Genomic DNA, 11989 nt, shown 5'->3' on the forward strand with positions numbered 1-11989 from the left:
GCCCAGGTCGGTGGGGAACGGCTGACCCCTAGAACTCGGGAACGGCCTCCTCGGCCACTGCGGTGGCCTCGGCGAACTGCGTCTGGTACAGCTCGGCGTACCGGCCGTTGGCGGCCAGCAGCTCAGTGTGGCTCCCGCGCTCCACGATCTGTCCGCCCTCCACCACCAGGATGACGTCGGCGGCACGGATCGTGGACAGCCGGTGGGCAATCACGACGGCGGTGCGCCCCTCGAGCGCTGCACCCAGGGCCGCCTGCACGGCGGCTTCGTTCGTGGAATCCAGTGCGGCGGTGGCCTCGTCCAGGATGACCACCCGGGGCTGGGAAATCAGCAGCCGGGCGATGGTGAGGCGCTGGCGTTCGCCGCCGGAGAGCCGGTAGCCACGCTCCCCCACCACGGTGTCCAGGCCATCGGGCAGGGAGCGGATCATGGTCTCGAGGCGGGCCTGCCGGATGGCGTCCCACATGTCCTCTTCGGTGGCGTCAGGCCGGGCGAGCCGGAGGTTGGACGCGATCGACTCGTGGAAAAGGTGCCCGTCCTGGGTGACCATACCCAGGGTGTCCCGCAGGGAATCGAAGGTGGCGTCCCGGACGTCCAGCCCCGTCCCGGGAAGGGTGCCGCCGAGCCGCACAGCGCCGGAATCGACGTCGTACAGCCGGGAAAGCAGCTGCGCGATAGTGGACTTTCCGGCACCCGATGAACCCACCAGGGCAACGGTCTGCCCCGGTTCCACGCGGAAACTGATCCCATGCAGCACCTCTTCGCCGCCGCGGGTGTCCAGCGTGGATACTTCCTCGAGCGAGGCCAGTGAGACCTTGTCCGCGGAGGGGTAGGCGAAGCGGACGTCGTCGAACTCCACCGAAACGTGTCCCGGCGGGATGGCCACGGCGTCGGGCTTCTGTTGGATCAGGGGCTTGAGGTCCAGGATCTCGAAGACCCGCTCGAAGCTGACCAGTGCACTCATGATTTCCACGCGGGCGTTGGACAGGGCGGTGAGCGGGGCGTACAGGCGGGTCAGCAGCAGTGCCAGCACCACGACGTCGCCCGCGGCGAGCTGCCCGCCAATGGCCAGCCAGCCGCCCAGCCCGTAGACCAGCGCCAAGGCGAGCGCGGAGACCAGCGTCAGCGCGGTGACGAAGGTGAACTGCAGCATGGCGGTGCGGACGCCGATGTCCCGGACACGTCCGGCCCGGAGAGCGAACTCGCTGGATTCCTCATCCGGCCGGCCGAAGAGCTTTACCAGCGTGGCGCCCGGAGCGGAGAACCGCTCGGTCATCTGGGTGCCCATGGCTGCGTTGTGGTCTGCTGCCTCACGGCGCAGGTCCGCGAGCCGGGAGCCCATCCGGCGGGCGGGGATGAGGAAGATCGGCAGCAAGATCATGGCGAGCACGGTGACCTGCCAGGAGGTCCCGAGCATCACGATCAGCGTCAGGATCAGGGCCACCACGTTGCTGACCACACCGGAAAGGGTTCCGGCGAAGGCGGACTGGGCGCCGATGACGTCGTTGTTCAGCCGGCTGACCAGGGCCCCGGTGCGGGTACGGGTGAAGAACGCAATGGGCATCTTCTGCACATGGTCAAAGACCCGGGTGCGCAGGTCCACGATCACGCCTTCGCCGATGTTGGAGGACAGCCAGCGGCTGACGAGTCCCACCCCTGCTTCGGCTACGGCCACCACGGCGATCAGTATCGCCAGCCGGATCACTTCGTCGGTACCCGCCCTGGCCACGATGGTGTCAACCACCTGGCCGGCAAGCACGGGCGTGGCGACAGCCAGGAACGCCATCACAATGGACAGCGCCACAAACGCGATCAGTTTTGTCCGGTGGGGGCGGGCGAAACCCAGCACCCGCTTCAGCGTTGCCTTGGAGAAGGGCCGGGAGCCGTTCTTGGCCCGGGAGATGTTGTATAGGGAGTGCCAGGCAACGCCGTCCATGCTCATCGCTGTAGCTCCGTTGCGTCTGCCATCAGTTCAGTTACCGTTCCGTTGTCCACATTCCACCGTACATCCAGCCGTACATTCTCCAGCAGCCGCCGGTCATGGGTGACCAGCAGCAGCGCGCCCTCGTAGCTTTCCAGGGCCTCTTCCAGCTGCTCGATGGCGGGCAGGTCAAGGTGGTTGGTGGGCTCGTCCAGGACCAGCAGGTTCACACCACGCGCCTGCAGCAGGGCCAGCGCGGCGCGGGTGCGTTCGCCGGGCGAGAGGGAATCCACAGCGCGGGCTGTGTGGTCCGCCTTCAGGCCGAACTTGGCCAGCAGAGTACGGACCTCAGCAGGCGTCAGGTCAGTCAGGACAGCTTCGACGGCGTCCGCCAGGTTGAGGCGGCCGGCCAGCAGTCCGCGGGCCTGGTCGATTTCGCCGATGGCCACCGAGGCGCCCATCGCGGCATTGCCTGAGTCCGGCGCCTGGACACCCAGAAGCAGGCGCAACAACGTTGACTTACCCGCTCCGTTGGGTCCGGTGATGCCGATCCGCTCCCCTGCGTTCAGCTGCAGGTTCACCGGGCCCAGCGTAAAGCTGCCCTGGTTCACGACGGCGTCCCGCAGGGTGGCCACCACCCCGCTGGACCGCGGCGCCTGGCCGATGCTGAACTGCAGCTGCCATTCCTTCCGCGGTTCTTCCACCACGTCCAGCCGGGCGATCCTGGACTCCATCTGCCGGACTTTCTGGGCCTGCTTCTCGGAGGATTCGGTGCTGGCCGCGCGGCGGATCTTGTCATTGTCCGGGCTCTTTTTCATGGCATTCCGCACACCCTGGGAGCTCCACTCACGCTGGGTCCGGGCACGGGACACGAGGTCTGCCTTGGTGGACGCGAACTCCTCGAACTTTTCGCGCACGTGCCGCCGGGCCACCGCGCGTTCCTCCAGGAACGCCTCATAGCCGCCGTCGTAAACGGCTACGGAATTCTGCGCCAGGTCCAGTTCCACAATGGTGGTGACACAGCGGGCCAGGAACTCCCGGTCGTGGGATACCAGCACCACGCCGCCGCGCAGGCCCTGGACAAAGGCTTCCAGTTTGGCCAGCCCGGCCAGGTCCAGGTCGTTGGTGGGCTCGTCCAGCAGCACCACGTCGAAGCGGCTGAGCAGGAGGGCAGCTAAGGCCACACGGGCTGCCTGGCCGCCGGAGAGGCCCGCCATGGGGGCTTCCGGGCCGGTTTCGAGGCCAAGGTCGGCCAGGACAGCCGGGATGCGTTCGTCCAGGTCCGCCGCGCCGGACGCCATCCAGCGGTCAAAGGCAAGGGAGTAGGCGTCGTCAGCGCCGGGGGCCCCGGAACCCAGCGCCTCGGCGGTGGACTCCATCTCCGCCGTCGCCTGGGTGCAGCCGGTGCGGCGTGCGATGTAGCCGGCCACCGACTCTCCCGCCACGCGCTCGTGCTCCTGGGGCAGCCACCCCACAAAGGCGTCAGCCGGCGCAAGGCTCACACTGCCGCCCTGGGGCTGGTCCACGCCGGCCAGCAGGCGCAGCAGGGTGGATTTTCCGGCACCGTTGGCACCCACCACACCCACTACATCGCCGGGGGCCACCGTGAGGGAAAGCTTGGAGAAAAGCGTCCGGTGGTCGTGGCCCCCGGAAAGGTCTTTGGCCACAAGGGTTGCAGTCATGAGTTGGTTCATCCTCTCGCCGCCCGGCCGGAGGAACCCGCCTGGATCGGCCGAAAACTGCGGTGAATCCGCACTGTGCCACCCGGGAAAGTGCCGGGGCACTAAAGAGCCCGCCGGTCCGGACTTGGGGGGTGTACGGACCAACGGGCTCGACCATCAAGCATAGTCGACTCCGGAGTCCGCATCAAACCGCCGGCACGCATTCAGGCTAAAATCAAGGGCAATCATCCGTTCAGCAGAGAGCCGATATGCCCATTCCTGCCAAGGCGTTCCAGCGCTGGCTGCACGGCATCGCCCCCCACACGAGCACGTCAGACGTCTGCCGTGTGTCCGGCATCAAGCGGAGCACCCTGGCCCAGCAGCTTGTCCGGGGCAAGGTGGCAGAGACAACAGTGGTCAACATCAGCCGCGCGTATAACGTCAACCCCGTGTCTGCGCTGGCGGCGTTCGATGCCTACAGCCTGCTCACGGACCCGCACCCGCCTACAAGGCCAGAACTGGTCAGCCAGATCTCCACCGCGGACCTCCTGCGGGCAGTTTTGGCCCGTTCAGCCGCGGACCCCGGCGGCGCGCCGGCCGGTTCGTCGGCGTTGGAGCCGGCCCCGCACGCCACCTCGGTCAAGAACTGGGTGGAGGCCATCGACGACGGCGAACTGCGGCACCGGGTCTCCGCCGCCACCGGAATCGCCCCGCAGAACTATTCGGCGCAACTGACCGCGAACCGGATGGCGCCCGAACTGGCGGTTGCCACCTCCCTTGCCGCCGGCGTCGGCCCTGCCAGCGGCCTGGTGGCCACCGGGCTGGTCACGGAGGCGGAGGCAGGCTGGCTTCCCGAAGCCCGGCAGTCCGCGCTCGACAGCCTGTCCGACGGCGAACTGACCACGCTGGCCGGTGACCGGCTGCAGACACTCGGCCGGGCCCTCCGCCGGCAGGAACATGACCATGAAAAAACCGAAAAGATCTGGGAGAACCTGGGATGATCGAAATCCTGCAGTGGTCCACGCTGACTGTCTGCGGCCTGGTAGCCATCGCGCGCGTTCCCAGTGCCCTGAGGGGGAAGAACAGGACAGTCTTCTACATCTTTGCCCTGATGACGCTCGCCACCCTGCTCAGCATCCGGGCGCCGTACTTTGCCATCGACCAGGCGCTCGGCGGGGTTAACGTGGCCAATTTGCTGCTCCGCTTTGTCATCTTCGCCGCTATCTTCTTCGTGGGTATCCGCGTCACCCGGGGCTTTGGGGCCGACAGCGCTTACCGGCTGCTCACGGGACGGATCGGGATGGCGGTGCTGGCGCTTACCTCGCTGGTGGTGGTGATTGTCTTCCTGATGATGGATACCACGGGGTCGTCCGCTGGCATGGCTGCCTTGTCCAGCCAGAGCACCAGGAACGTTCTTCTGCTTGAGTACTACGGCGCCGCCGGCCGCGCCTTTCCGGCCTATGTAGCGGTGGTCCTCCTGCCGGCCATGGTGGGCGCAGTGCGCAGTTCGTTCCCGGCCCTGGTCCGCATCGCCGCCTCCCTGCTGGGCGTCGGCTCGATCGCTGTCGCGTTGACATTGCTCTTCCCGTTTTTCCCGTCAGACTGGGGAGCAGCGATGTTTGTGATCAATTACAGCGCCATTTTGTGCTTTGTTTTTGGACTGGCCCTGATCGGTATCGCTGGCCTCGTGCACGGTCGCGGCGGCCGGCGCCAAAAGACTTCTACTGCAAACTAGCCGTCATAGCTTTCACAGAATCATTAGACATGGAACAATCATGAATGTGTGAAGGCGGTGCGCCGGTGTTTGCGAACGGGGATAACCTCTTGGATGCCGCGCCCCGAAAGCCTTTGCACTCATTGGGGGGATGAGTGGTGGCGGCCGTTGGGGACCGCCCCCACTCAGCCTGATTAAGGCGCCGTTTGGCTTAGGGCCTCAGTTCCCGTTCCACCGGCACCGCCCAGCTCACGCAGGACGAGCGGAAGCACCTCGGTACCCAACAGTTCGATAGCTTCGAGCACAATCTGCTGCGGGACTGACGACAAATCCAGCTGGAAGATCTGCCGGTCATGCTGCAGATGACCGTGCATCCTGACGATTTTTTCGGCCGCCTGCTCCGGGGTGCCCACAAAAAGGGCGCCGCTGGGCGCGGTCTCCAGGTTGTAGGTGACACCGCTGGGCGTGGGAAAGCCCCGCTCGGCCGAGATCCGGCGCATGCTGTCCAGCCAGTACGGCTGAAAGACTTCCTTGGCCCGGCCCGCACCCGAACCCGAGCCCAGGTCCCGCAGCACCAACCACGGGGCGCTGACGCCCACCCTCAGCGCTGCATTGTTGTGCCCGTGTTCGACGGCGGTCTGCCGGTACAGGGCGACGTGCCGCTCGAAGTTCCGTACGGATCCGCCCAGCAGGCGTACATGGCGTTCTGGCGCAGGGTCGCAGCCCGCACGGATGACTTCAGAGTCCCGCCCGTGGCGATCCAGATGTCCAGTTCACACCGGCCGTCAGCGGCCGGGAACGGACGCGGCAGGATGAGGGCGTCGTCCAAGCCGGAGCGGAACCGGCCGTTCCAGGTGACGCGTTCCTGTGCATCGAGCTTGACGGGATCGCGGCGGATGTCGCCGAAGGTGAATATTCCCAGTTCCATGCCCCGCACAAGCTGTCCATGCATACGCATATTCCCCCGGGGCGCGACTAGGCAGGCAAGGAGACAGTGACAGCCGCTGTTCCGACGACGCTCCGCAGCGACTGCCTGGCGAACAGCTCCCAGCAGCTCGTACCTGGCGTACAGCTCCTACCGGGCAAACCTCAGTGTGACCAGTTGGAAGGGCCGCAACGCCAGGCTGACGCTGCCCTCGGCACCGGGTGTCACCCCGGGCGCTTGGACGGGGCGTTCCAGCAGGTCCGTTGCCTGCACGTCCTTGACCGGAAAACCAGCCGAAATGACCCCGGCCGACCGCTGCCCCCGGGATTCATAAAGCCGGACCACAACATCGCCCGAACTGTCCTCGGCAAGCTTGACCGCCTCAATGACCAGCGCCGGGTTGTCCACCGTGAACAACGGCTCCACGTCCCGTCCGCCGCGGACCAGCCGCGGAGCGAGGTTGGTCCGGTAGCCCTCCTCCACGGCCTCGGCGATTCCAGCGCCGGGCCGGATGGTGACCGCCAGCTCCTGGTGGCCGCGGTCCGCCGTCGGGTCCGGGAACTTCGGAGCCCGCAGCAGGGAGAGCCGCACTGTGGTGGTGGTCCCGCTGTCGGCCTCCCTGACGTTCATGGTGACATCGTGTCCGTAAGTGGCCGCGTTGGAGATCGCCACGCCATAACCGGGCTCCCCCACGTGGATCCAACGGTGCGCGCAGATCTCGAATTTCGCCGCCTCCCATGAGGTGTTCACGTGGGTGGCCCGGAAGACGTGCCCGAACTGCGTCTCGGCGGCAGAGCGGTCCGCCTTGACGTCCAGCGGGAAGCCAAGCTTCAAGAGTTTCTCGCTCTCCTGCCACTCAACAGCGGTACTGATGGACAGGGAATCGCTGCCGGCACCCAGCGTGATCCGTTGGGTGACCGGCGATGAGCCTGCCACCCGGTCCACCACCACCACGGCGCTGCCGCCAACGTGCTCCAGCCGGAGATCCTGCGCAGCCGTCACGGCCGTGACGTTACGGCGGTAGAACTCGTCAATGTCCCAGGCATCCCATTCGTTGGGGGTGTCCCGGTGCAGTTCCAGCAGGTTGCCGCGCGACCCGGGCGCAATAGCTTCGCGTCCCGTGGCGTAATCGGTGAGGGAGGCGAGGAGGCCGTCAGCATCAAGGACAGCCCGGATGATGCCATTGTCGAGTACATAACCGCCCTCCAGGGCGGTTGCCTTGACGGGCTGGCCGTGGACCGCCGGTTCTGCGGCCCCGAGCGCAGGTACTCCGTTCCGTGCGTGGGGCGCGGCGTTGAGCAGGAGCGTCCTGGACCCCTCACCCAGGAGGGCGGCCGCCGCCTGGCCAATGATGGTTTCGAGGCTGGTGCCGATGGCGGCGTAGTTGCGTTCCGCGTCCTGGTGGACCCACGCGATGGAGCTGCCCGGCAGGATGTCGTGGAACTGCTGCAGGAGCACCAGCCGCCAGAGCCGCTTCAGTTCGGCGGCAGGGTACGCGAAGGAGCTGCGGACGGCGGCCGTAGTGCACCAGAGTTCGGCCTCGCGAAGCAGGTGTTCACTGCGCCGGTTTCCGCGTTTTGTTTGGGCCTGGCTGGTGTAGGTGCCGCGATGGAGTTCAAGGTACATCTCCCCCACCCACACGGGCAAAGTGTCGTAGCCCTCCTCCGCCTCGGCGAAGAAACTCTCGGCGGAACCGACGCGGACCTTGGGCGAGCCCTCAAGGTCCCCGGTGCGCCTTGCGGCGGCCAGCATTTCCCGCGTGGGTCCCCCGCCGCCGTCGCCGTAACCGAACGGCACCAGCGAGGTGTTGGCTCGCCCATGCTCGCGGAAGTTCCGTTCGGCGTGGGCCAGTTCGCGCCCGCTCAGCTCGGCGTTGTAGGTGTCAACGGGTGGGAAATGCGTGAAGAGCCTGGTGCCGTCGATGCCTTCCCAGTTGAATGTATGGTGTGGCATCCGGTTGACCTGGTTCCACGAGATTTTCTGGGTGAGGAACCAGCGGCTGCCGGCCGACCTGACAATCTGCGGCAGGGCTGCGGAGTAGCCGAACGAGTCCGGGAGCCAGGCTTCGCGGCATTCGACGCCGAACTCCTGGAGGAAGAAGTTCTTGCCTTCAATGAACTGGCGGGCCATGGCCTCGCCGCCTGGCATATTGGTGTCCGATTCAACCCACATGCCACCAACCGGAACGAACTGGCCCGCTTTGACCTTCTCGCGGATCCGGCCGAAGAGTTCGGGGTAGAACTCCTTCATCCAGGCCAACTGCTGGGCTGATGAGCACGAGAACACAAAGCCTGAATCCTCGTCCATCAGCGCCACCACGTTGGAGAACGTCCTGGCACATTTGCGGATGGTTTCACGTACCGGCCACAGCCACGCGGAGTCAATGTGGGCGTGCCCGGTGGCTACCATGTGGTGGGCGGAAGCATATGCAGGCCGGGACAGGACATCTGCCAGGGCTTCGCGCCCGGCAGCCGCGGTACCGGCGACGTCGTCGGGGTCCATCAGGTCCATCATGCGCTCCAGCGCGCGGAGGATTACATGGCGCCGCGGCAGCTCGAGGGGAAGTTCGTGCATCAGCCCGGAGAGCGTCCAGATGTCCTGTTGGAGATCCCAGACCGTCTGGTTCAGTTCTGCAATGGCGATCCTGCCGAGCCGGTATTGCGGTGCCGTGCCAGCCGTTGCTTTGTCCCCGTAGGGCGTGGCGGCGAAGGTCCAGCCCTGCGCCATGTCCGGGTTGGCGGCGGCTTCAACGTAGAAGTCAACGGCCATGCCGCTGCCGAGCAGTTTCAGCGGGATGTACTGGTTCCGGGGCGAAATCGCTTTAATGATGGTGCCGTCAGGGCGCCACGCGATGCCCTCGCACTGGAAGCCGGGGGCTTCGTTGATGAAGCCGAGATCCACCACGATTTCCACCGTGGTGTCCGGGCCGGTCCCCCAGGCCTCGGGCACGTCGCCCTGCAGCCGGAGCCATTTGGTGCCCCACGGCTGGCCCCAGGCAGCACCGTGCTCCTGCGGCAGGAAGATATGCCGCAGGGCGTCCATCACGTTGACCGGCTCGCCCGGCGCATCCCAACTGCTGAGGTTCAGGGGAACGCTTCGGGTGTATACGGCGGGCTTGATCCGCTCGCGGACAAACCGATCCAGGCGGACTTCGGTAATCCGGCGGTCGTCATGCACTGTAAACCCTCTTAGGTACGCGAATTTGAGTAGTCGAATCCGGACAATGCCGTCCAATCGATGGATAAAATCTACCGGCTAGTAGCTCAATAGCCAAGTACCAGTTTTGCCGCAGGGGGCGGCGCAGCCCTATCCCCGAACCTCGGCGGCCTCTACAGGAACATTCGCCGCGGGCAGGGTGATCCTGCCCTGGCCGGCGTAAACGTTCAGGCTGGTGCCCCGACTGAATCCGGCCAGCGTCATCCCGCTGGCCTCCGCCAGTTCCGCGGCGAGGCTTGAGGGTGCGCTCACGGCCGCCAGGACAGGTATTCCAGCCAACGCCGCCTTCTGGACCAATTCGAACGACGCCCGCCCCGATACCTGCAGGACCAAACCGGTCAACGGCAGCAGCCGCTCCCGCAAGGCCCAGCCCACCACCTTGTCCACGGCGTTGTGGCGGCCCACATCCTCACGGAGGCACAACAGCTCCACGCCGCCGTCGTCCGATATCCGGAAGAGGCCGGCGGCATGCACGCCGCCGGTGATATCAAAAACCGCCTGTGCTTCGCGGAGCCGGGTGGGCAGGGAGGCGAGGACGTCCGCCGGCACTGTCACAGGATCCGAAGCCGGGCTGTAGTGGGAGGATTTCCGCACGGCTTCGATCGAATCGGTGCCGCAGATACCGCAGGAACTTGAGGTGAACACGTTCCGTCCGGTGGCGGGCATTTCGACGTCGGGCCGCAGCTGGGCCTCCACCACGTTGAAGGTCTGAACGCCATTTTCGTCCTCACCGGCGCAGAACCGCAGTGAAACCAGCTGCTCGGGAGTCCAGATGATCCCCTCGGAGACCAGGAAGCCGGCCACGAGGTCAAAGTCGTCCCCGGGAGTTCGCATTGTCACGGAAAACGACAGCTGGCCAATCCTGATCTCCAGCGGCTCTTCAACGGCGAGGACGTCCTCACGGCAGCGGACCGGAAACTCCAAGGCATTGGGCGAGCCGTCCAAAACGTACTTGTGCACCTTGCGGCGCTGGGTCATGCGTCCCATCAGCGTCCTGCACTGCTTCGAAGGCCCTTGCAGGCGTTCCGGACTGGGCGGCTGGGAGTGTTCATAGCTCAATCATCGCACCACGGCCGGGCTGTGGAGCACCGCCAGAGCCATGGAGCAGGGCCGCGCAGCACGGCAGCTCAGTCCAGCAGGGCACTCCAGTCCACCGGACCGGCAGGCTTCGCCGCGTCCTTGTCCGCCGTCTTACTGCCAGGCTTGGCCGCAGGACGGGTTTTGGGCTTGGTGCCGGCCGGTTCGGGCACAGGCAACGGCGGTCCCCACGGCAAAGCGAACGCCGGCACAGGCTCGCCGAGATGCACTCCGTGCGGCGGGACAACTATCACCCCGTGGGCCGAGGCCAGCCCGCGCATCATCCCCGGTCCGGTGTGCTTGGCCGGGGAAGCCATCCCGTACAGGAGCCGGAAGGGCATCAGCCGGGTCCGTCCTGGCTCCGGCTCGAGGGTTGCACCGCAGGGGACGTCCTGCACGGGCGGCAGGGGGCCGTGGCCCAAAGCCGCTAGCAGGGGTTCGCCCACAGTGGACAATGCCATCATGGCAGCCAGCGGGTTCCCGGGCAGCCCCATGACAAAGCGTCCGTCCGGGAGTTCGGCCAGGACGGCAGGATGCCCGGGGCGCATCGCAATGCCGTCGATGATCAGCCGCCCGCCCAGTTGCGCCACTGCGCGGCGGAGGTGGTCGGTATCGGAACGTCCCGTCCCGCCGGTAGTGATCACGACGTCGGCAGGCAGCGCGGCGGGGTCCGGAACCTCAGGCGCGAGGTCCTCCAGGCCAGCCAGCCACTCCGGATAGGAGTCGCCGATTCTTTCCTGGCCGGCGTAGATGCCGCCGAGCATGGCCACCACTGCTGCGAGCTGCGGGCCGAAGGTATCCCGGACCTGCCCTGGCACGGGCAGGCCTTCCGCCACGACTTCGGATCCGGTGAGCAGAAGCTTCACCACCGGCTTCCCGCGCACCAACAGGTCATCGTGCCCCGCCAGGGCGGCGACGGCCAGATGGGCCGGGTTCAGGGTGACGCCCGCCTTGACCAGGACGTCCCCCGCAGCTGCTTCCTCACCCGCTTTCCGGATATGCTGGCCGTTCTTGGGCTCGCCGGGGCGGGCGGTGCCGCCTGTAAGCAACAGCGGCAGGCCGTCGTCGTCCGTGCCCAGCACCGCACTCTCGCTGCGCAGCACCCCCTTGGCTCCGGGCGGAATCAATCCCCCAGTGACAATCCGGCTGGCCTGATGCGGAGCCAGCCGCCGGCCGGCCTCCGCCACAATCCACGGACCGCCGCCGTTGACCGCCCAGCCGTCCATCGCGGAGGACGCATAATGCGGCATATCGTGCAGCGCGGTGATGGCTTCAACCAGGACCCGCCCCAGTGCCTGGTCCAGCGGGACCCGTCCGGGCGGAATCGGCGTGGCACTGTCAAAGGCGGCTTGGCGCGCCTCGTCCCAGGTATGGGCCAGGTGCGTTGCGTGCGCCTCAGCGGCGTGCACCTCAGGGGCAGGAAGGGAATGCTGCGGGTCGGGGCTCCCGGGTTCGTCGCCGGAGGCGGCGGTCAT

General features: G+C 66.6%; 9 protein-coding genes. 2 read left to right on the forward strand and 7 right to left on the reverse strand.

What is annotated here, in order from left to right; translation table 11 throughout:
* Window positions 1–28: 28 nt before the first annotated feature.
* Together ABIB45_RS12590 and ABIB45_RS12595 are read right to left on the reverse strand one after the other, a co-directional pair.
* Complete coding sequence (locus ABIB45_RS12590) at window positions 29–1942, reverse strand: ABC transporter ATP-binding protein (protein ID WP_354216188.1); 1914 nt, start codon at window positions 1940–1942, stop codon at window positions 29–31.
* Entirely contained in the window at window positions 1939–3603 is a 1665-nt protein-coding gene (locus ABIB45_RS12595; RefSeq protein ID WP_354216189.1) for an ABC-F family ATP-binding cassette domain-containing protein, read from the reverse strand. The genes ABIB45_RS12590 and ABIB45_RS12595 overlap by 4 nt, the downstream gene beginning before the upstream one ends.
* 248 nt (window positions 3604–3851) lie before the next feature.
* On the opposite strand from ABIB45_RS12595, the gene ABIB45_RS12600 reads away from it, so the two are divergent.
* Window positions 3852–4583 carry a hypothetical protein gene (locus tag ABIB45_RS12600; RefSeq protein ID WP_354216190.1) on the forward strand — a complete coding sequence of 244 codons (732 nt, stop codon included), beginning with the start codon at window positions 3852–3854 and terminating at the stop codon, window positions 4581–4583.
* On the forward strand, window positions 4580–5317 hold the full coding sequence (locus ABIB45_RS12605; RefSeq protein WP_354216191.1) for a hypothetical protein: 738 nt from the start codon (window positions 4580–4582) through the stop codon (window positions 5315–5317). The genes ABIB45_RS12600 and ABIB45_RS12605 overlap by 4 nt, the downstream gene beginning before the upstream one ends.
* Before the next feature lie 173 nt (window positions 5318–5490).
* On the opposite strand, the gene ABIB45_RS12610 is transcribed toward ABIB45_RS12605, so the two are convergent.
* From ABIB45_RS12610 to ABIB45_RS12630, 5 genes are all read right to left on the reverse strand, one after another.
* Window positions 5491–5895, reverse strand: coding sequence for a hypothetical protein (locus tag ABIB45_RS12610; protein WP_354216192.1), 405 nt, complete (start codon window positions 5893–5895; stop codon window positions 5491–5493).
* Between the two features lie 2 nt (window positions 5896–5897).
* Window positions 5898–6248 (reverse strand): hypothetical protein, encoded by a 351-nt coding sequence (locus ABIB45_RS12615; RefSeq protein ID WP_354216193.1) that lies wholly within the window; start codon window positions 6246–6248, stop codon window positions 5898–5900.
* Between the two features lie 123 nt (window positions 6249–6371).
* Complete coding sequence (locus ABIB45_RS12620) at window positions 6372–9398, reverse strand: alpha-mannosidase (RefSeq protein ID WP_354216194.1); 3027 nt, start codon at window positions 9396–9398, stop codon at window positions 6372–6374.
* 129 nt (window positions 9399–9527) lie between these two features.
* Entirely contained in the window at window positions 9528–10424 is an 897-nt protein-coding gene (gene fdhD / locus ABIB45_RS12625) for a formate dehydrogenase accessory sulfurtransferase FdhD (RefSeq protein WP_354216195.1), read from the reverse strand.
* A gap of 140 nt (window positions 10425–10564) precedes the next feature.
* On the reverse strand, window positions 10565–11989 hold the full coding sequence (locus ABIB45_RS12630; protein WP_354216196.1) for a molybdopterin molybdotransferase MoeA: 1425 nt from the start codon (window positions 11987–11989) through the stop codon (window positions 10565–10567).

Source organism: Arthrobacter sp. UYCo732, from assembly GCF_040547265.1.
Classification (GTDB): domain Bacteria; phylum Actinomycetota; class Actinomycetes; order Actinomycetales; family Micrococcaceae; genus Arthrobacter.

Excerpts from the sequence above, each read along its gene's own strand:
- ABIB45_RS12630 (WP_354216196.1), bottom strand. The coding sequence starts at position 11,989 with ATGACCGCCGCCTCCGGCGACGAACCCGGGAGCCCCGACCCGCAGCAT.
- ABIB45_RS12605 (WP_354216191.1), top strand. The coding sequence starts at position 4,580 with ATGATCGAAATCCTGCAGTGGTCCACGCTGACTGTCTGCGGCCTGGTA.
- ABIB45_RS12615 (WP_354216193.1), bottom strand. The coding sequence starts at position 6,248 with ATGCATGGACAGCTTGTGCGGGGCATGGAACTGGGAATATTCACCTTC.
- ABIB45_RS12600 (WP_354216190.1), top strand. The coding sequence starts at position 3,852 with ATGCCCATTCCTGCCAAGGCGTTCCAGCGCTGGCTGCACGGCATCGCC.
- ABIB45_RS12595 (WP_354216189.1), bottom strand. The coding sequence starts at position 3,603 with ATGACTGCAACCCTTGTGGCCAAAGACCTTTCCGGGGGCCACGACCAC.
- ABIB45_RS12590 (WP_354216188.1), bottom strand. The coding sequence starts at position 1,942 with ATGAGCATGGACGGCGTTGCCTGGCACTCCCTATACAACATCTCCCGG.
- fdhD (WP_354216195.1), bottom strand. The coding sequence starts at position 10,424 with ATGGGACGCATGACCCAGCGCCGCAAGGTGCACAAGTACGTTTTGGAC.